15 protein-coding genes are annotated in these 22319 nt (G+C 61.9%); 6 read left to right on the top strand and 9 right to left on the bottom strand.

The window, feature by feature from the left end; all coding sequences use genetic code 11:
• The first annotated feature begins 93 nt into the window (after positions 1-93).
• Together PQT43_RS17175 and PQT43_RS17170 are read left to right on the top strand one after the other, a co-directional pair.
• Positions 94-1962 (top strand): hypothetical protein, encoded by a 1869-nt coding sequence (locus PQT43_RS17175; protein WP_102881092.1) that lies wholly within the window; start codon positions 94-96, stop codon positions 1960-1962.
• A gap of 47 nt (positions 1963-2009) precedes the next feature.
• Positions 2010-3266, top strand: a complete 1257-nt coding sequence (locus PQT43_RS17170) for a metallophosphoesterase family protein (RefSeq protein WP_102881091.1) — start codon at positions 2010-2012, stop codon at positions 3264-3266.
• A gap of 189 nt (positions 3267-3455) precedes the next feature.
• Here PQT43_RS17170 and gbcA read toward each other — a convergent pair whose 3' ends face one another.
• Positions 3456-4751: a glycine-betaine demethylase subunit GbcA gene (gene gbcA / locus PQT43_RS17165; RefSeq protein WP_102881090.1), complete on the bottom strand. Its 1296-nt coding sequence runs from the start codon at positions 4749-4751 to the stop codon at positions 3456-3458.
• Positions 4752-5041: 290 nt separating this feature from the next.
• On the opposite strand from gbcA, the gene gbcB reads away from it, so the two are divergent.
• The gene (gene gbcB / locus PQT43_RS17160) at positions 5042-6142 is read left to right on the top strand and encodes a glycine-betaine demethylase subunit GbcB (protein ID WP_102881089.1); all 1101 of its coding nucleotides are present in this window, start codon (positions 5042-5044) and stop codon (positions 6140-6142) included.
• Positions 6143-6199: 57 nt separating this feature from the next.
• Here the strand turns inward: gbcB and PQT43_RS17155 are convergent, their stop codons facing one another.
• The 8 genes from PQT43_RS17155 to PQT43_RS17120 form a co-directional block, all read right to left on the bottom strand.
• Positions 6200-6493 (bottom strand): RHS repeat-associated core domain-containing protein, encoded by a 294-nt coding sequence (locus PQT43_RS17155; RefSeq protein ID WP_272754349.1) that lies wholly within the window; start codon positions 6491-6493, stop codon positions 6200-6202.
• Positions 6494-6729: 236 nt separating this feature from the next.
• A complete protein-coding gene (locus PQT43_RS17150) occupies positions 6730-7167 on the bottom strand; it encodes a hypothetical protein (RefSeq protein WP_267269031.1) in 438 nt (145 codons plus the stop codon).
• Positions 7161-11342: an RHS repeat-associated core domain-containing protein gene (locus PQT43_RS17145; protein WP_267269030.1), complete on the bottom strand. Its 4182-nt coding sequence runs from the start codon at positions 11340-11342 to the stop codon at positions 7161-7163. The genes PQT43_RS17150 and PQT43_RS17145 overlap by 7 nt, the downstream gene beginning before the upstream one ends.
• 43 nt (positions 11343-11385) lie before the next feature.
• On the bottom strand, positions 11386-11835 hold the full coding sequence (locus PQT43_RS17140) for a DcrB-related protein (protein WP_110594426.1): 450 nt from the start codon (positions 11833-11835) through the stop codon (positions 11386-11388).
• A gap of 26 nt (positions 11836-11861) precedes the next feature.
• A complete protein-coding gene (locus PQT43_RS17135) occupies positions 11862-13847 on the bottom strand; it encodes a type VI secretion system Vgr family protein (RefSeq protein ID WP_272754346.1) in 1986 nt (661 codons plus the stop codon).
• 1261 nt (positions 13848-15108) lie between these two features.
• Positions 15109-15933, bottom strand: coding sequence for a nitrilase-related carbon-nitrogen hydrolase (locus tag PQT43_RS17130; RefSeq protein ID WP_110594429.1), 825 nt, complete (start codon positions 15931-15933; stop codon positions 15109-15111).
• A complete protein-coding gene (locus tag PQT43_RS17125; RefSeq protein WP_267269028.1) occupies positions 15930-17375 on the bottom strand; it encodes a purine-cytosine permease family protein in 1446 nt (481 codons plus the stop codon). Before PQT43_RS17125 ends, PQT43_RS17130 begins: the two co-directional genes overlap by 4 nt.
• 247 nt (positions 17376-17622) lie before the next feature.
• Positions 17623-18663, bottom strand: coding sequence for a threonine aldolase family protein (locus PQT43_RS17120; protein WP_267269027.1), 1041 nt, complete (start codon positions 18661-18663; stop codon positions 17623-17625).
• Between the two features lie 116 nt (positions 18664-18779).
• Here PQT43_RS17120 and PQT43_RS17115 point away from each other — a divergent pair, with 116 nt between their 5' ends.
• From PQT43_RS17115 to PQT43_RS17105, 3 genes are all read left to right on the top strand, one after another.
• On the top strand, positions 18780-19520 hold the full coding sequence (locus PQT43_RS17115; protein WP_267269026.1) for a TraX family protein: 741 nt from the start codon (positions 18780-18782) through the stop codon (positions 19518-19520).
• 266 nt (positions 19521-19786) lie between these two features.
• Positions 19787-21040: a serine hydroxymethyltransferase gene (locus PQT43_RS17110; protein WP_047289636.1), complete on the top strand. Its 1254-nt coding sequence runs from the start codon at positions 19787-19789 to the stop codon at positions 21038-21040.
• A 23-nt stretch (positions 21041-21063) separates the two neighbouring features.
• Positions 21064-22314: a sarcosine oxidase subunit beta family protein gene (locus PQT43_RS17105; protein WP_016964291.1), complete on the top strand. Its 1251-nt coding sequence runs from the start codon at positions 21064-21066 to the stop codon at positions 22312-22314.
• Positions 22315-22319 lie beyond the last annotated feature (5 nt).

Genomic DNA, 22319 nt, shown 5'->3' with positions numbered 1-22319 from the left:
CTCCAGATCAGGCAACAGGCACCGCAGCAAGCGCGCTTGGAGGCCAAGTGCAGGCTGCGGCGGCCGCTACACATGGATGCAGGGAAGGTTGATATGAACGCTTATATCCGCTGGTTCCAACGCTTCATCTGGCTGGGCATCGCCATGAACATGGTGTTCGCCCTGCCGGCGCTGTTTGCCCCGGCGCTGCTGACCGCGGTGGTCGGCTTGCCGCCGGTGCTGTCGGACCCCTGGCTGGAAAACACCGGCATGCTGCTGGTGGGCATCAGCCTGTTCTACATGCCTTCGGGCTGTAACGCGCCGCGCTTCGTGGTGCATTCCTGGCTGTGCGTGCTGTCGCGGCTGATCGCCGTGGCGTTCTGGATCTACCTGATCAATACCAGCAACCAGGCCCAGGTGTTCGTGCCCATGCTGATGGGCGACCTCAGCATGTTCCTGATCCTCGGCATCCTGCTGTACCTGGGCAGTGCCCCGGCCAACCGGCCCTGGGCCCTGCTCTGTGCCGGGCTGCACGACTGGCGCCAGTACTGGGCCGCCTGCTGGAAGCGCCACAGCTTTCGCGTGGGCAGCCTGGTCCTGCTGCTGGTCCTGGGGGTGGTCGGTTATGCCACGTGGGTCAACATGATTCGCGAAGTGCCCCAGCCGCCGGAAGCCTCGGACGAGGATCACTTCAAGTACGCCGCCATCGGCCTGGGGATCGAAGCGCGGATTCCTTACTACCTGTTTGCCGTGCTGCCGCAACTGTGCCCGGAAAAACTCCCGCGCCCCGGCGGTTACGAGGTCTTCGGCTTCCTCTACGAGAACGGCCGGGACCTGCCGGTGGGCATGGCCAAGCGGCAGCTCGGCTACCCCACGGTGGAGCCCAACTGCGCCCTGTGCCACACCGGTGCCTACCGGGCCAGCGCCAGCGATGTGTCCCAGGTGGTGCCCACCGCACCGGCCAACCTGATGCAGCTCCAGGCCTTCCAGTGGTTCGCCTACGATTGCGCCAGCGATCCGAAATTCACCGTGGATGCGCTGATGAACGCGATCAACGCCAAGTTCCAGCTGGGCTTTGTCGAACGCCTGTACAACCGCTACCTGATCATGCCCATGGCCAAGAGCGCGCTGCTCAAGCAGAAGCAGGCCTATGCCTGGCAGAAGTTGCGGCCGCAGCAAGGGCCAGGGCGCACCGACACCTTCAACCCGACCAAGATGGTGGTGTTCGGCTTCCCCGACGACTCCACCATCGGCACCGTGGACCTGCCGCAGATCTGGAACCAGAAGCCGCGGGAATCGATGTACCTGCACTGGGACGGCAACAACAACCAGATCCGCGAGCGCAACTACGCGGCGGCGATGGCGGTGGGCGCGACCCCGGAATCGGTGCTGCCTGAGAGCTTCAACCGGGTCACCAACTGGCTGCTGGGGCACAAACCGCCGGCCTGGCCGTTCGCCCTCGATCAGGCCAAGGTGGCCCAGGGCAAGCCGCTGTGGGAGGCCAACTGTGCCGGGTGCCATGACTTCGGCAAGGCCGACACCGGCCAGGTCACGACCAATATCCAGACGCTAGGCACCGATCCCCACCGCCTGGACTCCTTCACCACCGGCCTGGTGCAAGCCTTCCATGGGTTCAAGAAGCCGCCTTTCGACTTCGGTGCCTATCGCAAGACCCAGAGCTACAGCAACACCCCCACCGACGGTGTCTGGCTGCGGGCGCCTTATCTGCACAACGGCTCGGTGCCGAGCCTCTGGGACCTGTTGCAGGCTCCGGAATTGCGGCCCCAGGTGTTCTACACCGGCTCGGATGTGTATGACCCGCAGAAGGTCGGTTTCATCACCAGTGGCGCGGCGGTGCAGGGGCCGGGCTCCTTCAAGTACGACACCCACCTGGAGGGCAACAGCAACAGCGGCCATCTGTACGGCACGCAGCTTTCCGCAGAGCAGAAGTGGCAGTTGATCGAATACATGAAGACCCTGTGACGCCCGTTCGGCGTTTGGGCAAAGGGACCATCAAGAGGGATGCCGGCATGTCATTTGTGAGCAATCTGGAACATGAATACGAACAGGTCAAAGCCCGGGTCGACGGGCTGCTGGCCAGGCTCGAGCTGGCCTGGAAAAAACTCCGTAGCGAGCTTGAACCGAAGGAGCTGCAGGCGATCGTGCAACTGCTGCAGCGCGCCCATGACCAGGCGCAGTACGCCCTGATTCACGGCGACTTGCCCCCCGGTCAGGCGCCGGTGCCCTGGGAGCTGGCCCACGGCCTGTCGGTCCTGCACCTGGGGAACGCCAAGCCCTTGCCGCAAACGGTGGCCGAGCTGCAGACCCAGGTGATGAAGGACGGCACCCTGCTGGGTTGTCGCCAATGGGAGCTGCTGGACCTGCGCTGGAGCGAGGCCTTGCTCAACTGGATCGAGAACCTGCGCAAGCACGCGACCTTCGGCACCACCCCGGCGCTGATCGAGATGGCCGACAACGTGCTGCTGGACATGGCCGGGGATTGGGGCACCGGTTACTTCCAGCCCAATTCGGCGGCGCAGCGCGTGGCGGACCTGATCAAGCAGGACCAGCCGGATTTCACCGTCCACCTGGGAGATGTGTATTACGCCGGTACCGGCAGCGAAGAGAACGCCGACCTTGCCGACTGGCCCATGGGCCGCCAGGCGTCATTCAGCCTCAACTCCAACCATGAAATGTACAGCGGTGCCCATGGCTACTTTGCCGAGATCGCCGCGCTGTTTCCCAAGCAGCAAGGCACCAGCTACTTCGCCCTGTTCAACAGCCACTGGCTGATCGTCGGCCTGGACAGCGCCTATGCCGCCGATGAAATGAACCTGTACATGGACGGCAACCTCAATCCACCGCAGCAGCAATGGCTCAAGGACCTGGTGGCCAGCAAGGGGCAGGGGCGCAAGATCATGGTCCTCAGTCATCACCAGGGGCTGGATATCAGTGGTCAGCAGCAGACCGCGCTGTACAAACAGGTGGTCGCGGCCCTGGGCCGGGTGCCGGACTACTGGTACTGGGGGCACCTGCACAACGGCATCTGCTATGCGCCCAAGGACGGTATGTACGGGCGCTGCATCGGCCACGGGGCGATTCCCTATGGCGTCACCCGCGAATTGAAAGGCAACCCTCAGGTGCTGTGGTCGGAAACCCTGTCGGCGGGTGATCCGAACTACCCGCTGCGGGTGCGCAATGGCTATGTGAGAGTGAAGTTGAGCGGCTCGCAGATCAGCGAAGACTTCATTGGCGAGACCGGCGCGGTCAGTTGGTCACAGCCCTGAAGGCCCTGAAGGCCCTGTAGCCGCTGCCGAGCCTGCGAGGCTGCGACAAGGTCCGCAGGACCTTGCTTGACGGTTTTCCGCCGGACCTCAAGCGCTCTCAAACTCGCCGCGTCGCAATGCCGCCCAAGCCGTTCGCAGCCTGCGGCAGCGGCTACATAATCCTGTAGCCGCTGCCGAACTCCTGCGGTATCAGCCAGTGACCGGCACGCCCTTGAGATAAGGCGCCGGTTCTGCGCCGAGGTTGCTCAGCATGCGCTCGCTGTACCAGTCGACGAAGTTGACCACGCCGAATTCATAGGTCTTGGAGTACGGACCCGGCTGGTAGGCGGTGGAGTTGATGCCACGCTGGTTTTCTTCCGCCAGGCGCCGGTCCTGGGCGTTGGTGGCGTCCCACACCTGGCGCATGCGCTCGACGTCGTAGTCCACGCCTTCCACCGCGTCCTTGTGCACGATCCACTTGGTGGTGACGATGGTTTCCTGAGCGCTGATGGGCCACACGGTGAACACGATGATGTGGTCGCCCATGCAGTGGTTCCATGAGTGCGGCAGGTGCAGGATGCGCATCGAGCCCAGGTCCGGGTTCTTGATCCGTCCCATCAGCTTGGCGCAGCCCTGCTTGCCGTCCAGGGTCATGGACACGGTGCCCTTGAGCAGGGGCATGCGCACGATGCGATTGCGCAGGCCGAAGCTGGCGTGAGCGTAGGGGATCTTCTCGGCTTCCCAGGCGGCGGCGGAAGCGGCCACATGGTCCTTGAACGCCTGGTCGGCCCGCGGGTCGGTGACGTCGTCCCATTCCAGCAGGGTTTTCAGCAACTCGGGGTGCGAGCCGACGCAGTGGTAGCACTCGCGGTTGTTCTCCAGTACCAGCTTCCAGTTGGCCTTTTCGTGCAAGGTGGTCTGCACCGCCACCTTGGTGTTCTCCATGTCGTAGGGCTCCATGTAATGGGCCAGCGTGGAGAGGAAGTCGTCGATGGCCGGCGGATTCTCGGCCAGGGAAATGAAGATGTAGCCGCCGGCGGTTTTCACGTTCACCGGTTTCAGGCCGTATTGCTTCATGTCGAAGTCGGCGCCCATCTCGGTGCCGGCGAACAGCAGGCGGCCGTCCAGTTCGTAGGTCCACTGGTGGTAGTGGCAGACCAGCTTGGCCACCTTGCCCTTGTCGCTGGTGCACAGCCGCGAGCCGCGATGGCGGCAGACGTTGTGGAAGGCGTGGACCACACCGTCGGCGCCGCGGATGACAATGATCGGGTTCTTGCCGATCTGCAGGGTGATGTAGTTGCCCTTGGTGGGGATCTCGCAGGTCATGCCGGCGATCAGCCATTCCTTCTGGAAAATCTCCTGCATGTCGATATCGAACAGCCTGTCGTCGCAGTAGAAAGGCTGCGGCAGGGAGAAGGTCCGCTCGCGCTCCTGCAGCATCTGTGCAGTGGCCTTGCGTGCAGGTTCCAGTGGATCGCCCAAGCTCAGGGTTGCGGTGACGTCCATCGTTCAAGTCCTCATGGCCGTTCGGTGCGGCCGGCGAATTAAATAGTGGCTACGGTGGGTGCTACGCAAGTCACGAAAAATCGGTTGTCGTGTTTGAGGCGAGTGTGGGTCCGCGGGCGCCTTGAACCTTATCCATGGGCGACATGGCCCAATCTGTTCCCGACGGGGGAGCCCCTGTAACTGGGGGCTGGTCGCGATAAGCATGTGAATGTCGCAGATAGGTAAATGGGCGCGAGAAGCCTTACGCAGAATCGCTGACAAGACGCCGACAGTCGGCCGTGGAGAACAGCATGTCCAACACCTTCCTCAACCCGGTAACCACCCAGACCTGGGCCAATGGCCGTCACATCGTCCGTTGCGTCAAAGTCATCCAGGAAACCTGGGATGTGCGGACCTTCTGCTTCATGGCCGACCAGCCGATCATGTTCTTCTTCAAACCGGGGCAGTTCGTCACCCTGGAACTGGAGATCGAAGGCCAGCCGGTGATGCGTTCCTACACCATCTCCAGCTCGCCATCGGTGCCCTACAGCTTCTCGGTGACCATCAAGCGCGTGCCGGGCGGCAAGGTCTCCAACTGGTTGCACGACACTTTGCATGAAGGCCAGGAACTGGCGGTGCACGGGCCGGTGGGGCTGTTCAACGCCATCGATTTCCCCAGCCCGAAAGTGCTTTACCTCAGCGGCGGCGTCGGCATCACCCCGGTGATGTCCATGGCGCGCTGGTTCTACGACACCAACGGCAACGTCGACATGGTGTTCATCCACAGCGCCCGCTCACCCAAGGACATCATTTACCACCGCGAGCTGGAACACATGGCGTCGCGGATCGACAACTTCAGCCTGCACCTGATCTGCGAGAAACACGGCCTGGGCGAGCCCTGGGCCGGCTATCGCGGCTACCTGAACCACAAGATGCTGGAACTGATGGCCCCGGACTTCCTGGAGCGGGAAGTGTTCTGCTGCGGGCCGACGCCCTACATGAATGCCGTCAAGCGCCTGCTGGAAGCTGCCGGCTTCGACATGGCGCGCTACCACGAGGAATCCTTCGGCGCGACCCCGCCCGAAGCCCGGGCCGACGCGGTGGAGCATGCCGAGCAAGCCGCCGAAGCGCCGGAAGTGGATGTCGCCGACCTGCATCAGGTGGAGTTCACCGCCTCCGGCAAGAGCATCCGCGTGGCCCCGGGGGAAACCGTGCACGCGGCCGCAGCCAAGCTCGGCCTGATGATCCCCAAGGCCTGCGGCATGGGCATCTGCGGCACCTGCAAGGTACTCAAGCTGGGCGGCGAAGTGGTGATGGAACACAACGGCGGAATCACCGAGGAAGACGAAGCCGAAGGCTACATCCTGTCCTGCTGCAGCGTGCCCAAGGGCGACGTGCGGGTTGAGTTCTGATTTGGAGTGGGGGCAAGGGAACTGGCTCTCATTCCGATACAGGTTCTCCTCACCCGCCTACCTAATCGGGTCCTGCGTGGTAAACCGCCCCATCGCCGGATCGTAGTACCTGAAGGTGTCGTAGTACAGCCCGCTTTCCCGGTCGTGATACTGCCCCTGAAAGCGCAGATTCTGTTCCACCGTATTCGGTGATAACGCCTCCAATCCGCCCCAGGCTTTGTAGTACGCGCGCCACACCACGTGCCCTTCGGCATCGGTCATTTCCTGCGGTGTGCCGATCTGGTCGGTGTGGAAGTAGTAGAGCCTGGCTTCTCGCTCTTGCAGTCCGGGATCAGTGTCGATTCGGGCCAATGGTGCGTAACTGTCCGGCTCATAAACATAGGTGCTGTGGCGCTGCGGTTGTTGTTCTTGCAGCAGGCGCAGGCTTTGCCAGAGGAAGGTCGTTTCTTGGGTCTGGCCATCTTGCGTGACCTGTTTACCGATCCGGCGCCCTAGGGGCGTCGTTGTGGTAGCGGGCCTCGCTGTACAGGGGTGCGCTATGCTAGGTCTGGGCTTGGATCAAGCGGTTTTCGTAGTATAAAAATCCCTCAAGGCACAAAGCTTAAAACCTCTTTTGAATATTTCTTCCAGTCAGGAATACGGGAGGATTTAAAATATTGCTCAAGTTCCTTTACACCCCGTTTAGCTACTATTAACTCCACAAGGTTAATTAAGAGAAAACCTTTTGAATACCCATGCGACTTGACAAGTGCGCTGGGCTCAAACCCTTCCTGCTCTACATCCTTGCCTTTTTTTGTTAGTTTATTTATGGAGAATTTAAATAAGTCATCTTCATTATTTAATGCCTTATGTATTTCTTTATACGATACACCAGATAGGACAAGCCTTCTGGAGTCTATTGCGGCCATGGCATCTTCATACTCTTCAAAAATTTTAATTCCTGTAGTGGATTTAATGGAGTCCATTATGGTTTTATATTTTTCACTAAATACAACCGACTTTATTTCTTGGATGTGGTCTACCATACATCAACTCCTTTTATTATCCGTATTAAATCCGATCCCACATGCCTGAATGAGTCTACGGCTTCATGCTCCCAAGGAGTCAAAATATCGAGGTTGGAAGTGTTATGTACTCCTGTTCCCCCGATTCGTTGAGGAATCGTTGCATGATGAAGCTCCAGTGAATAGACTCTTTCTGTTATTTCTAATGTTTTTCTGTTTTGAACCATTACGCTTATTTTTGGTGCTCGTCCTTTAGCCATTTCAGCCAAATTAGCGGGTGAGTATGTGCGACTGGGGTTAATTGCCTCCCGTTTCCAGAAGTTCTTCCTTGCGGTGTTCCAACACTCCAATCCCCACGGATCAACCCACCCCAACGCATTCGGCGCATACCGATACAGGTTGTTCCCACCCGCCAACCCAATCGGGTCCTGCGTGGTAAACCGCCCCACCGCCGGATCGTAGTACCTGAAGGTGTTGTAGTACAGCCCGCTTTCCCGGTCGTGATACTGCCCCTGAAAGCGCAGATTCTGTTCCACCGTATTCGGTGATAACGCCTCCAATCCGCCCCAGGCTTTGTAGTACGCGCGCCACACCACGTGCCCTTCGGCATCGGTCATTTCCTGCGGTGTGCCGATCTGGTCGGTGTGGAAGTAGTAGAGCCTGGCTTCTCGCTCTTGCAGTCCGGGATCAGTGTCGATTCGGGCCAATGGTGCGTAACTGTCCGGCTCATAAACATAGGTGCTGTGGCGCTGCGGTTGTTGTTCTTGCAGCAGGCGCAGGCCTTGCCAGAGGAACGTCGTTTCTTGGGTCTGGCCGCTTTGCATGACTGCTTTAGCGATGCGTCGCCCGAGGGCGTCGTAGTGGTAACGCGCTTCGCTGTGCAGGGTTGCGCCGTGCCAGGTCTGGGCGTGGATCAGGCGGTTTTCGCAATCGTAGGTGAAGCGTTGCATTGCGCCATTGGCGCTGCTCTTTTCGCTGAGGTTGCCCCAGTCGTCGTAGGTAAAACGCAGGTCTTTGAAGGCGACCAGACGGTTGTTCTGGATCCTATCGAATTGCCAACTGCCGCTGCCGCAAAGGTTGCCGGCCGGGTCGTAGGAGAAATCTTCGGTGTGCAGTTGTGGGTGGTTTGGTTGGCGGCTGCGTAGTTGGCCATTGGCGTCGTAATGGAAGTCGGTGATACCGCGCTGTTTGTCGACGATCCGCTGTACTTCACCGCCCGGGCTGTAGTGATAGCGGCGGTGCAGGGCGGTGGCGGGATGTTGCGGGAGGCCGAGCAGGCTGTCGGTCTTTTCCTGCAGTTGGCTCAGTTGTTCGTGGGGCAGGCGGATTGCGGCTTGCCACATTTTGCGCCCCTGGCTGTCGTAGCCGTAGCGACTGGTGAGGGTGCCTTGGGTGCGCAGGGTTTCGCGGTGCAGGGCGTCGCGCTCGAAGTCGCTGATCAAGTGGCCGTCGAGGTTGATCTGGTGCAGGTGGCCGCTGCCGTAATAGAGCTGGTTCAGTTGGCGGCCGTCGGGTAGGGCCAGCCCGCTGAGGTTGCCCAGGGCGTCGTAGTGGTAGGCAAGACTGCCGGTGCTGCTGCTTTCGCTCAGCAGTTGGTCGGCGGCGTCGTAGCTGAAGGCCAGGCGATCCGGGCGGATGCCCTGGGCTTCGCCCACCTTACTCGGCTGGCGCTCGACGGCGATCAGACGGTCGGCATCGTCGTAGTGATAGTCCAGGCGGGCGTCGCTGGTCACCCTGCTGAGTAGGCGCCCCGCAGCGTCGTGTTCGAACTGTTGCAGGCGAGTGACCTGGACCAGCGTCGGGCTGGTGGCGATTTCTTCCAACTGGCTCAGTTGGCCGTTGACGCTGTAGCTGAAGCGGCGGCGCAGGCCATCGAGGCGTACTTCTTCCTGCAGGCGATCGCTGGCGTCGTAGCTGAAGCGGTAGGCGGCCTTGTTTTCGTTGAGCAGGGCTATCAGGCGCTGGGCTTTGTCGTATTGATAATGAACCTGCTGGCCACGGGCGTCCCTGCGCTGGCTGGGTAGGCCCCGTGGCGTGCGGGTCAGGCTGGTGGTGTGACCGTCGGCATTGGTGTGGCTGAGCAACTGGCCAAGGGCGTTGTAACGGTACTGGTCATGGCTACCGCCTGGGTGCTCGACGCGCAGCACTTCGCCATCGGCTTTGCGGGTCAGGCGCGTAGTGCTCTTCATGGAATCGGTGATGCTCGCCAGGTGCAGGTGGCTGTCGTAGCCATAGCGCGTCAGCTGTCCGGAACAGTCCTGGTATTGCTCGATCTGCCCCAGTTCGTTCCACCACAGCCGAGTACGGTTGCCAAGCGGGTCGATGCGGGTGTGGGGCAGGCCGGCGTCAGTGTTGAAGAATTGGGTCACCTGACCCAAAGGGTCGGTGCTGTCGAGCAGGTTGCCGTGACGGTCATAGCTCCAGCGCTGACAACTGCCATCGGCACGCTCGATGGCGGTGATCAGGTCGGTGTCCTGGTGATAGCTGTAGCGGATGGAGCGGCCCAGGGGATCGGTTTCCTCCTCCAGTCGCGAGAGCTTGTCGTAGATGAAGCTCAGGGTGCTGCCGTCGGGTAGCTCCAGGCCGGTCATGTTGCCGGATTCATCGAGCTGGAAGCGGTACTGCTCGCCGCCAAAGTCGCGGCTGGCGATGACCCGCCTGCCTTCGTTGTAGTCGATCCGCGCGGTGCGTCCGAGCACGTCTTTGATATGAGTCTGACGTTGTGCCAGGTCATAGCTGAACAAGTAGCGCTCACCGTCACTGGTCCAGTGCTCGGTGACCCTGGGCTGACCGTCGTTCAGGGTTGCCCAGCGGTAGTGACAGCGCAGGCCCAGGGCATTTTCGTGGGCGATCATCAGCCCCTGGTCGTAGGCAAAACCTCGCACCCGTTCGCCGTTGCGGTTGATGACTTGGCGCAGTTGGCCGTTGGCGTCGTACTGGTAATGCACCAGGGTTTCGACAGGCTGGTTATCGACGACCCGTTCGACTCGGCTCAGGCGCCGTTCGTGCTGCTCGTAACACAGGTGCAGGCGAATGCCGCCCGTGGCGCACAAGTCGCTCAGACGCTGCTGACTGTCATAGCTGAAATTAAGGAAATGGCCGAGGGCGTTTTCGATACGCCGCAGGGGAGATGGCTGACCGTCATCGGCCAGTTCACCGAAATAGAAGAAGGTGTTGTCCAGGCTTTGCAGCAGGTAGTGACCGCCTTCGGAACGCACCACGAACAGTTGCTCGTCCGTCAGGTAGGCGCGCTCGCCGGGTTCCAGTGGTGGCAAGGGTAGGTCACGCCCCTGGTTGTCGCGCAGATACAGCTGTTGGTCTTCCAGGCGCAGGCTTTGCTCCCAGGGCAGCACCCAGCCGCGACCGAGCAAGCCCTCGTGGGTAATGTCGCTGGCATAGAAACGCGCCCAGGTGATGGGCATCAATCCCGGCAGGCTGAAGTCGGTTTCGCTTTCTTCCAGCAGCAGTTTGCGCCCGCTGATGGCGTCTACCGGATTGCCGATCAGGCCGCCGGCCACACGGCCAATGGCCGGACCAATGACGAAGCGTCCCGCCAGTTCACCCGCGACAAACCCGGCAGCAAATTTCAATGCACAAGGGGCGACGGCCTTCAGGCCAATCTTGCCAGCGGTCAACGCCAGTTTCAGTAGGCCGCCGGCGGCGCCGGCCACGGCCATGAGGATATCGACGGTGGTGCGCAGCCATTCTGGAATCTCGTCTTCGATCTCCAGGTACTGCTCTTTTTCGGCGCCGATAAAAACGCTGTCCGAGCCGCTGTCGATGACGCTGCCGCAGGTCAGCTTGTCGCCCTTGCGCGCCGCCGGTAAGCCGTTGATAAACACCTTGGCCGAGCCCTCCGCCACCATCGGAGGAGCCGGATGCTTGGTGCAGATACCCAGGCTGTCCTGAACTTGTGCAGCATTCAGGCCATTGATGAGGACGTCCGGTGAACCACTGGTAATGCCCCCGGCGGGAGCCTTGGACATTCGTCCGATGGCTTCGCCCGCTGAGGTCAGTGCTATACCTCCCACACCCGCAAGCACCCCGGCCAGCAAGGCGGTGCCAAATCCGCAGGTGGCAACGGTAATTATGGCCACAGCCGCAATCAAGGCGATCCCCAACGCCGCTCCCACTAGAAACCCCACCAGCGCGTTGCTGTGGGCCAGTTCGTCGTTTAACCGTGCCGCTTCAAACATGCTTGGCCTCCCAGGCCTCTCGTTCCTTGAGTCCGCAGGCGCCTTATGGCTTGGATGAGGGCGTAGGATGGGCCTCGAAGCTCGCCAGGACGTCCGTCCACAGCTGATTCAACGAATCATCAAAGGGCTGCTGGCTAGTGGCCGAAAACACCAGCACGCGCTGAGGCGAAACGATAAAGCCGGCCTGACGCTGGTACACCGGGCGTCCGTCGCTCTGGTAATGGGCGTCGACTTGCAGACCCGGCACCGGGGATTGCATCGAAAGCCAGACCTCTTGCAGGTCCTGACGTTTGTATTTGCGCAACTTGGCGGCGATCAGGCTGACTTGGCGCTCGACATACTCCGCCAGGCTTTCCCCAGGGAGCGTGATGTCCCGGGACAGGGTCAGGCTGAAAGGCGCGGGCAGGGTTACCCCCGGGATGAACATATTGACGCTGCGATCTTGAAAACCACTGGGCAGCGTGAGTTTTCCTTCCTGGATCAGGTAGTCCATAGGTGCTTGCTCTTAAGAGGTGAACATCAGGAAGCGGGGGCCGGTGCTGGCGCGAAGGCGGCCTCCACTTCGGCCTCGATGCTGCCTTTGACGCCATCCGCTTCGGGGCTTGTGGCGGCGGCGCCGCCGGGCATATTCATGTCGAGCTGGCCGCCGGTGTTGATTTGCGCGTCGCCGGTCACCGAGAAGTTGAAGGCGCTGCCGTAGAGATTAATTTCCCCCGTGGCCAGCATTTCGATCACGCTCTGGCCGCAGACCAGGCGTATTTTTTCCCCGGCTTCGATCAGGTACTGGGTGCCAATGCTGTCCTTCTTGGTGGCGCCTACTTGCAGGGTGTCGTCGACCTTGACCGTTCTCAGGCTGTTCTGGCCGATGGTGATGGTTTCGTTCTGGCCGACCGAGTGCATGCGATTGACGCCCACCCAATGGCTTTCATTGTTCCTGACGGTGCAGTCCTGATCGCGCTGGGCATGGATGTAGATTTGCTCCTGGCCGGCGCGATCCTCGATGCGCAACTCGTTGGAGCCATTGCCGCCCAGGCTGCTGCGGGTCTTGAACACGCTGCGGGTCTTGTTCGCCGGCAACGGATAAGGCACGGGCGTGTGCTGGTTCGGTACGCAGCCGGTCACCAAGGGCTGTTCGGGATCACCGCCGATAAAGCTGACCAGCACTTCCATGCCGATCCGCGGGATGATCACGTGGCCAAAGCCTTCACCGGCCCAACTGGTGGCCACCCGTACCCAGCAGCTGGAGAACTCGTTGCGCTCGCCTTCGCGGTCCCAATGAAATTGAATCTTTATCCGTGAGAATTCGTCACACCAGATTTCCTCACCGGCAGGACCGGTCACCAGCGCGGTCTGGCTGCTCAGGCGGGGCTTGGGGGCGGGCTCTTGCGGCCGAAAGAAGGTGTCCCAGGGGATGGCGCTGAAGCGGTTACGGTAACCCTGGGTAAAGCCGCCGTGGCGGTCGTCGCTGGTGACCGACTCTTCCAGCACCTGCGGTTGTCGACCTTCATGCTCAACGCTGACCAGCAGCCACATCTGGTTGTATTCGCCGCGCGGATGCTCGCTGAGGGTGACCAGATGGCCGCAGCGAAAGCTCGACAGATCGCTCTGCCCCTTGGCCAACTGGTAATCGGCGCGATGGCCTTCAAGGGCGATCTGGCTCAGTTGCTGGCCCACCGCGCCGGTGCTGTAGCGGCCCGGGTAGCGATAGTCCTCAAGGATTGGTAGCGCCTCGCTCTGTGCGCAGCTGTGCAGGGTGCTGGGCACCGGATCGAGCGGGGCGCCGCTGGAGGCGCTGCGCGGGTCGGGCTTTTTCAGGTTGTAGTCGCGGCGCACCACCTGGCTGGTGCGGGTGCTGAAACGCACCGCGAAATGGCTGACCACCGGGTCTTCGGCGGCCAGGCCACTGCCTTGCTGATAGCGCGCGGTGGCGAGGATCGGGTAGTCGGTCTGGTTGTCGGAAAATACCAGCAGGTGCTGGTCGAGGCTGTGTTCGTGGTGCCAGTGAATGCCGTCTTCAAAGCACAGGCGTTGCACAAACTGGAAATCCGTCTCCCCGTATTGCACGCAATACACCCTGGGTACTGAAGGCTTGGGAGCAATGTTGAAGCGGTATTGGTCGGCGAGGATGCCGTGTTCCTTGAGCACCTTGGCAATGATCTGCGGCACCGTCAGGTTCTGATAGACCCGTTGGTTGTGGCGGTGCTGCAACTGATAAAGGTGAGGACGCAGGATCAGGTGATAGCGGGTCATGCGCTTGCCGCTGTCGCCGATTTCGATGTCGTCGATCAGGCCGTGGATGCCTTCACCCTTGAGGCCGAACTGCAGGAACGCCGGCTGGTTGAGCAGGCTTTCCAGATCGACGTTGGGGTTGTCCGAAACTAGCTCGATGTGGATCGCATACAGCTCGCTGATGGCTTCGCGGCCCTTGAAGGCCAGCACCTTGAAGTCGTGGCGAACGGCAGGGATGGACAGCACGAAATGCGCAGTGTCGGCCGGCGCGAACATAGGCTCATCCTTAAGCGTGAGAGAGGCCAGACCCGCGCCGTACCTGGCCCGGGTGCAAAGTGGCGCTCAACCTAGCAAAGGGTGCGCAAAAACAAATATGGGATGAGTCTGGAAAGTTGCTTGAAGTTTCTGAGCATTAAAAATGCTGCCTCCAATCAAGAACAGTGGTGTTTAAGCTTCGTGCCCCGCCCAACGTTTAAATGCCATGACCGAAAAACACGTCAAGACTATCGAGGGTATGCAACAACTGGCCCTGGCCCGAGGAGGCGTGTGCCTGTCGGAGACCTATAACAACCTGGCTGCTCGGCTGTCCTGGCGCTGCGCAGTGGGCCATGAGTGGCTGGCTGATCCTTATCGAATCATTCGGGGAAGTTGGTGCCCGGTGTGTGCTCGCCTGCAACGTCGTGACACCTTGGAAACTGCGCAGCAGGTCGCTGCGGAGCGGGGTGGGCGATGTCTTTCAACGCACTACGAATCACGTCGGGTACCCATGGAGTGGCAATGCCACTTGGGGCATCGTTGGCTGGCGACATTCGGCAGCATTAAGCAACGCAGTTGGTGCCCGAGCTGTTTTCGCATGAGAAAGCGCGACACCTTGGAAGAGATGCAGGAAATCGCTACTCAGCGTGGGGGACGCTGTTTATCCGATTCCTATATCGATAGCGCCCATGCCTTGCTCTGGGAGTGTGAGCAAGGGCATCGCTGGAAAGCGGTGCCCGCCAGTGTCAAACACCGTAGTTGGTGCCCTGTGTGCGTTGTAAAAAAGAGGTGTCGCACCTTGGAAGACGTTCAGGCCGCCGCCCGAGCGCGTGGGGGGGAATGCTTGTCCACTGAATACGTCAATGGCACCACCCCGTTAACTTGGCGTTGCGCCAAAGGCCATGCTTGGGAGGCCCCCGCTGCCGGAGTTCTGCAAGGTGCTTGGTGCCGTCAATGCTATTACGACAGCATGCGCAGCAACATTAAAGCCATGAAAAATATGGCCCGGGCTCGTGGCGGCGACTGCCTCTCGAAAGAGTACGTTGACTCAGCAACCAAATTGCAATGGCAGTGCAGTATCGGACATACCTGGTATGCGATCCCACACTCCATTACCCAAGGTCGCTGGTGCCCGGAGTGCTCTTTCCTGGCCAAGTGCCGCAATGAGCAGAAGCGGCGCCGGTACCTGTAGATTCGTTACGTCAGATCGAGGCATCAGGTGACGACTGCGGCACAGCCGAGCGCGAACAAGCTTTCTCGCCACAGAGGCCTCAACTTGCGCTCAATACAACGCCGGTCGCCGATCCAGGTGCACATGGTTATGTTCACTGATGGACTTGTGCCAGGCCTGGGCCAGGTCCAGCTCCGCCAGCAGCAACTGCTGCCCGTTTTCCCGATTCTTGCCCGCCAACGGATAGCCATCGGCATCGACGATGGTCGAGCCGCCCACCCAGTTCACCCCGCGCTCTTCGCCGCAGCGGTCGCAGGCGGCGATGAACATCCGGTTGACCGCCGCGTTGGCCTGGACCCGGACCATCTCCGCCGGCCGCTCGCTGGGCGGGCGCGGGCCGTCCGGCCAGTTCACCGGCGCGCACAAAAGCGCGGCCCCGGCCAGGGCCGGCAGGCGCACCCATTCGGGGAACTCCAGGTCGTAGCAGATCATCATGGCGATCGGCCCGAAGCGGGTGGGCACCACGGGGGGCGGCTCGTCGCCCGGGGTGAAGATCAGGTTCTCCCGGTCCCACAGGTGCGCCTTGCGATACACCGTCAGCGTTCCTTCAGGCTCGATCAGGGCGGCGCTGTTGGCCACTCGCTGATCGTCCAGGCGCTCGCAGAAGCCGCCGACAATCACCACCTGCAGTTCTTCGGCCAGGGTTTTCCACAGGCTCAAGGTCGGCCCGTCGAGGCTTTCCGAAAGCGCCAGGGCTTCTTGCAGGTCGCGGAACACGTAGCCGCTCTGCACCAGCTCCGGCAGCACCACCACTTGGGCGCCGTGGGCGGCGGCCTGGCGGATGGCCTCGGTGCTGAGGGTGCGGTTGTAGTCCAGGTCGCCGATTCGTGGTGCCAGTTGCTGGCAGGCCACTTTCAGGGATGTCTGGGGGATCATTGCGCGCCTCCTTCCAGTTGCTGTTCGCTGGCCTGGATAGCCAGGCGTTCGGCTTCCAGGTCCAGGTTGCGGGTCAGCGCCCAGTAGACCAGCCCGGCCACCGCCAGGCCAATCACGAAGGCGACGTCGGCGCCGCCCAGGGCCTGGGACAGTGGGCCCTGGTAGAAGCTCAGGGACATGAACGGCACCATCGCCAGCAAACCGAGGAAGTAGGCCAGCAACCCGGCGCTGGACCAGCGGCCATAAATGCCGGCGGGATTGAAGATGTGGCTGATGGCGTAGCGGCCTTTGCGCACCAGGTAGAAGTCCGCGAGGTTGACCGCGGTCCAGGGCACCAGGAAGTACAGCATCAGCAGGACAAAGGTGTTGAAGCTGCCCAGGTAGCTTTCGGGAATGTTCATGGCGATCAGGAAGATCACCACCGCCACCAGCAGGATGCCGGTTACCCGGCTCTTGAGGTTGGGTTTGATCGACTTGAAACCGTCGATGGCACTGATGCCGGTGAGCATGGCGCCGTAGCAGTTGACCGCCATGATGCCCACCAGCGCCGGCACCGCGATCAGCACGGTGAAGGTGCCGAAGCCGGGAATCAGGGTGTTGCCCACTTCGCGCACGCTGGCAATGGCATCTGGTGAGGGCAGGGCGGACGCCAGGAAGGCCCCCAGGGACATCAGCCACAGGGCCGAGCCGGCGGCGCCCAGGTAGGTCCAGAAAATCACCTGGCGCGACGGCGTCTGGTGCGGCAGGTAGCGCGAATAGTCGGAGACGTACACCGAATAGCTGATCTGGTAACCGGCGGCGGCCGACAGCTGGATCAGGAACGCCGACCAGGAAAACTGCGGGTCGGCCAGGGCCGAGTCGGCCTGCAAGGTCAGCAGGGCGCTGACGGTGAGCACCGCGAACACGCTGATCATCACGTAGGTCAGCCAGCGCTGCACGGTGTGCAACAGGTCATGGCCAACCACTGCGATCAGCACCGCGATGGCGATCATCAGGGTGTACCAGGGCGCCCGGGCCCCGGGGATCACCGTGTTGATGGCGTCGGTGGCGAGGATCACGTTGAACACGTTGAAGCCGATGTAGACGAACACCACCGCGGTGAACGGCACGATGGCCCCGCGCAGGCCGAACTGGGCGCGGGACTGGATCATCTGCGGCAGGCCCATGCGCGGGCCCTGGTTGGCGTGGAAGGCCATGCAGAAGGTGCCCAGGCACACACCGATGACGATCGCCAGGATGGCATAGGGCAGACCCAGGCCCAGGGCCGCGCCGGTGAAGCCGGTGACCATGGTGGTGAGCACGAAGTTGCCGGTGAACCAGAAGGGGCCCTGGTGCCAGACCTTGCCGTGGCGCTCGTTGCGCGGCACGTAGTCGATGGAACGGGTTTCGATCGCAAGGCCAGGAGACTGGGCCTTTTCGGTGACGCAAGACTGAGTCGTCATGGGTGGAGCCTTTGTTTTTATAGGTCGACCCCGGAGTCTCGGATAAAGGTGGCGGATGTTGAATCAGCAGGGGCAAATAATCAGTTCAGGAATTTGTGAACTGATGCTTTCGCTGGCCAGCCAGCTCCCGTGGAGGAGGGTGTGTCGTTGTAGGAGCCGGCTTGCCGGCGAAGGCGCCCGTGAGAGCGGCGCCCGGGTTGCGGGCCTGTTCGCTGGCCAGCCAGCTCCTACATGCGCAGGGGATGGGTCAGGCGCTCATGACGGTGCGGATGTCCGCTGCCAGTTCGCGCACGCGTTCTTCTTCGGTGTCCCAGGAGCACATGAAGCGCGCGCCGCCCTTGCCGATGAAGGTGTAGAAGCGCCAGCCCTTGGCCGTCAGGGCGGCAATCGCCGGTTCCGAAAGTTGCAGGAACACGCCGTTGGCCTGCACCGGGAACATCAGCTCCACGCCAGGGATGTCGGCCACCAGTTGGGCCAGCAACTGCGCGCAGTGGTTGGCGTGGCGGGCGTGCTTGAGCCAGGCGTCGTTTTCCAGCAGGCCGACCCACGGCGCCGAGAGAAAGCGCATTTTCGAGGCCAGCTGGCCGGCCTGCTTGCAGCGGTAGTCGAAGTCTTCCGCCAGCTTGTGGTTGAAGAACAGGATCGCTTCACCCACCGCCATGCCGTTTTTCGTGCCGCCAAAGCACAGCACGTCGACGCCGGCCTTCCAGGTCAGCTCCGCTGGGGTGCAGCCGAGGAAGGCACAGGCGTTGGAGAAGCGCGCGCCGTCCATGTGCAGGTTCAGCCCCAGTTCCTTGCAGGTGGCGCTGATGGCGCGCACTTCTTCAGGGGTGTAGACGCTGCCCACTTCGGTGGCCTGGGTCAGGGTCACCACCCGCGGCTTGGGATAGTGGATGTCCTGGCGCTTGAGGGCGATCTCGCGGATCGATTCCGGACTCAGCTTGCCGTTCTGGGTGCCGGCGATCAGCAGTTTGGAACCGTTGGAGAAGAACTCCGGAGCGCCGCATTCGTCGGTTTCGACGTGGGCGGTTTCCGAGCAGATCACGCTGTGGTAACTCTGGCACAGCGACGACAGGGCCAGGGAGTTGGCGGCGGTGCCGTTGAAGGCGAAGAACACTTCGCAGTCGGTTTCAAAGAGCTTGCGGAAATGATCGGCGGCGCGAGCGGTCCACTGATCGTCGCCGTAAGCGCGCTCGTGGCCGTGGTTGGCCTGCTCCATGGCGGCCCAGGCTTCAGGGCAGATGCCGGAGTAGTTGTCGCTGGCGAACTGTTGGCTTTTGTCGGTCATGGCCGGCTTCCGTGTAAGAGAGTTCCGTGGTCGATGATGGTGCGCACTTTACCCAAGAACAATGGCCGAGCACACGCTCTGTTTATGCCGGAATAATGCAGGGCCCATAAGGATTTATGCGTGATGCGATGCTGAAAACCGACAACCGCCGGCGCGATGAGGCGCTGGATGCGCTGAAGTGGCTGGCGCTGCTGAGCATGGTGCTGGATCACCTGCGGTATGTGGGCTTGAGCCTGGACTGGCTGTACGTGCCGGGGCGCCTGGCGTTTCCCTGGTTCTGCCTGGCGATGGCGGTGAATCTGACCCGGGCCAGGGTTGAAACCGACCGTCGGCCCGGACCATGGCGTTACCTGGGCTGGCTGCTGCTATTCAGCCTGCTGAGCGAGATTCCCTATCGCCTGTTCGTGCCTGATCCCGACACCTTGAATGTGTTGCCGACCCTGGCCCTGGGCCTGCTGGTGGCCCGGGGCTGGCAGCAGCGTCGGGGACTGGCCTTGGCGCTTGGCCTGGTGGCCCTGTTGCTGGCGCTGGGTTTTTCCCGCTGGCTGATGTTTGGCGCCTTCGGGGTGTTGCTGCCACTGGCCTTGCTGCTGGTGCTGCGTCGCCCCTGGTATTTCAGCCTGTTGCCCGCGGCCTTGTGCCTGGCGGCCAACCAGTGGGAAACGTTGTTCCCGGCGGCGCGCCTGGGCAATCCGGTGGCAACCTGCGGTATTGCCGTTTGTCTGCTGGCGCCGTGGCTGGGAGTGATGCTGCTGCGGGGGCTGCGTGGCGGGTCGGTGCCGGCCATGCGCCGCTGGGCCTACCTGCTGTACCCGGCGCACTTTCTCCTGCTGCTGGCCCTGCGCCAACTCCTGTAGCCGCTGCCGCAGGCTGCGAACGGCCTGGGCGGCATTGCGATGCAGCAGACGCGGAGATCCTGAAGGCGTCGATCCAGAGCCTTCACTGGGCAGCGGTCCGAGGCATTTGTCCGTGGGCGCCAAGGCATGTCGTAAACGCACCTTTGCGTGGCGTCCATAGGCATTTGAGTTCCCCTTGCCGGTCATACCATCGCATCCAAAGGGCGCAGCTTTAAGGCTGGCCTCACCGAGACGAAAGGCGCAGCGCCGCCGCTGGGAGAGACGTGATGTTCAGCAAGCAAGACCAGATCCAGGGTTACGACGATGCACTGCTGGCGGCGATCAATGCCGAGGAACAACGCCAGGAAGATCACATCGAGCTGATTGCGTCGGAGAACTACACCAGCAAGCGGGTGATGCAGGCGCAAGGCAGCGGGCTGACCAACAAGTACGCCGAGGGCTACCCGGGCAAGCGCTACTACGGTGGCTGCGAGCATGTGGACAAGGTCGAGGCCCTGGCCATCGAGCGTGCCAAGCAGCTGTTCGGCGCCGATTACGCCAACGTCCAGCCGCACTCCGGTTCTTCCGCCAACAGCGCGGTGTACCTGGCCCTGCTGCAGGCCGGCGACACCATCCTCGGCATGAGCCTGGCCCATGGCGGTCACTTGACCCACGGCGCCAAGGTGTCGTCCTCGGGCAAGCTGTACAACGCCGTGCAGTACGGCATCGATACCCGCACCGGGCTGATCGACTACGACGAGGTCGAGCGTCTGGCCGTGGAACATAAGCCGAAGATGATCGTCGCCGGCTTCTCGGCCTACTCCAAGACCCTGGACTTCCCGCGCTTCCGGCAGATTGCCGACAAGGTCGGGGCGCTGCTGTTCGTCGACATGGCCCACGTCGCCGGGCTGGTGGCCGCCGGTCTGTATCCCAACCCGCTGCCTTATGCCGACGTGGTCACCACCACCACCCACAAGACCCTGCGCGGTCCCCGTGGCGGCCTGATCCTGGCCAAGGCCAACGAAGAGATCGAGAAGAAGCTCAACGCTGCGGTGTTCCCGGGTGCCCAGGGCGGTCCGTTGATGCACGTGATCGCCGCCAAGGCGGTGTGCTTCAAGGAAGCGCTGGAGCCCGGGTTCAAGGCCTACCAGCAACAGGTAATCGACAACGCCCAGGCCATGGCCGGCGTATTTATCAAACGCGGCTACGATGTAGTGTCCGGTGGCACCGACAACCATCTGTTCCTGGTCAGCCTGATCCGTCAGGGCCTGACCGGCAAGGATGCCGACGCCGCCCTGGGCCGCGCCCACATCACCGTGAACAAGAACGCCGTGCCCAACGACCCGCAGTCGCCGTTTGTCACCTCCGGCCTGCGCATCGGCACCCCGGCGGTCACCACCCGCGGATTCAAGGTCACCCAGTGCACTGAACTGGCCGGTTGGATCTGCGACATCCTCGACCACCTCGGCGATGCCGACGTCGAGGCCAATGTCGCTCGCCAGGTGGCAGCCCTGTGCGCTGATTTCCCGGTTTACCGCTGAGAGCCGCAACTGGAGCAATGACTATGCAACGCTATTCGGGCTTCGGCCTCTTCAAGCACTCTCTCAGCCACCATGAAAACTGGCAGCGCATGTGGCGCACGCCGACCCCGAAGAAGGTCTACGACGTGGTCATCGTCGGCGGTGGCGGGCATGGCCTGGCCACGGCCTACTACCTGGCCAAGGAACACGGCATCACCAATGTCGCGGTGGTGGAAAAGGGCTGGCTGGGTGGCGGCAACACTGCGCGCAACACCACCATCGTGCGTTCCAACTACCTGTGGGACGAGTCGGCGCAGCTCTACGAGCATGCGATGAAGCTGTGGGAAGGCCTGTCCCAGGACCTCAACTACAACGTGATGTTCTCCCAGCGCGGGGTCTACAACCTGTGCCACACCCTGCAGGACATCCGTGATTCCGAGCGCCGGGTCAGCGCCAACCGCCTCAACGGCATCGATGGCGAGTTGCTCAACACCCAGCAGGTGGCGGACGAAATTCCCTACCTGGATTGCTCGAAAAACACCCGTTATCCGATCCTCGGCGCCACAGTCCAGCGCCGTGGCGGCGTGGCCCGTCACGACGCCGTGGCCTGGGGCTTTGCCCGGGCCGCCGACGCCCTGGGCGTGGACCTGATCCAGCAGACCGAAGTCATCGGTTTTCGCAAGGAAAACGGCGTGTGCATCGGCGTCGAGACCAACAAGGGCTTTATCGGCGCCAAGCGCGTCGGTGTGGTCACCGCCGGTAACTCCGGGCACATGGCCAAGCTCGCCGGTTTCCGCCTGCCGATCGAATCCCACCCGCTGCAAGCGCTGGTGTCGGAGCCGATCAAGCCGATCATCGACAGCGTGATCATGTCCAACGCGGTGCACGGCTATATCAGCCAGTCGGACAAGGGCGATCTGGTGATCGGTGCCGGTATCGACGGCTGGGTCGGCTACGGCCAGCGCGGCTCCTACCCGGTGATCGAACACACCATCCAGGCCATCGTCGAGATGTTCCCGGTCCTCTCCCGAGTGCGCATGAACCGCCAGTGGGGCGGCATCGTCGACACCAGCCCGGACGCCTGCCCGATCATTTCCAAGACTCCGGTGCCGAACATGTTCTTCAACTGCGGTTGGGGCACCGGTGGCTTCAAGGCCACCCCGGGCTCGGGCAACGTGTTTGCCGCGAGCCTGGCCAAGGGCGAGATGCATCCATTGGCCGCCCCTTTCTCCATCGACCGTTTCCACAACGGCGCGCTGATCGACGAACACGGCGCTGCTGCGGTCGCCCACTAAAAGGA

It is taken from the genome of Pseudomonas sp. BLCC-B112, assembly GCF_028550695.1.
Taxonomy (GTDB): domain Bacteria; phylum Pseudomonadota; class Gammaproteobacteria; order Pseudomonadales; family Pseudomonadaceae; genus Aquipseudomonas; species Aquipseudomonas danubii.
The sequence above is the reverse complement of the archived record's forward strand: the minus strand, read 5'-3'. Positions and strand labels throughout refer to the sequence as shown.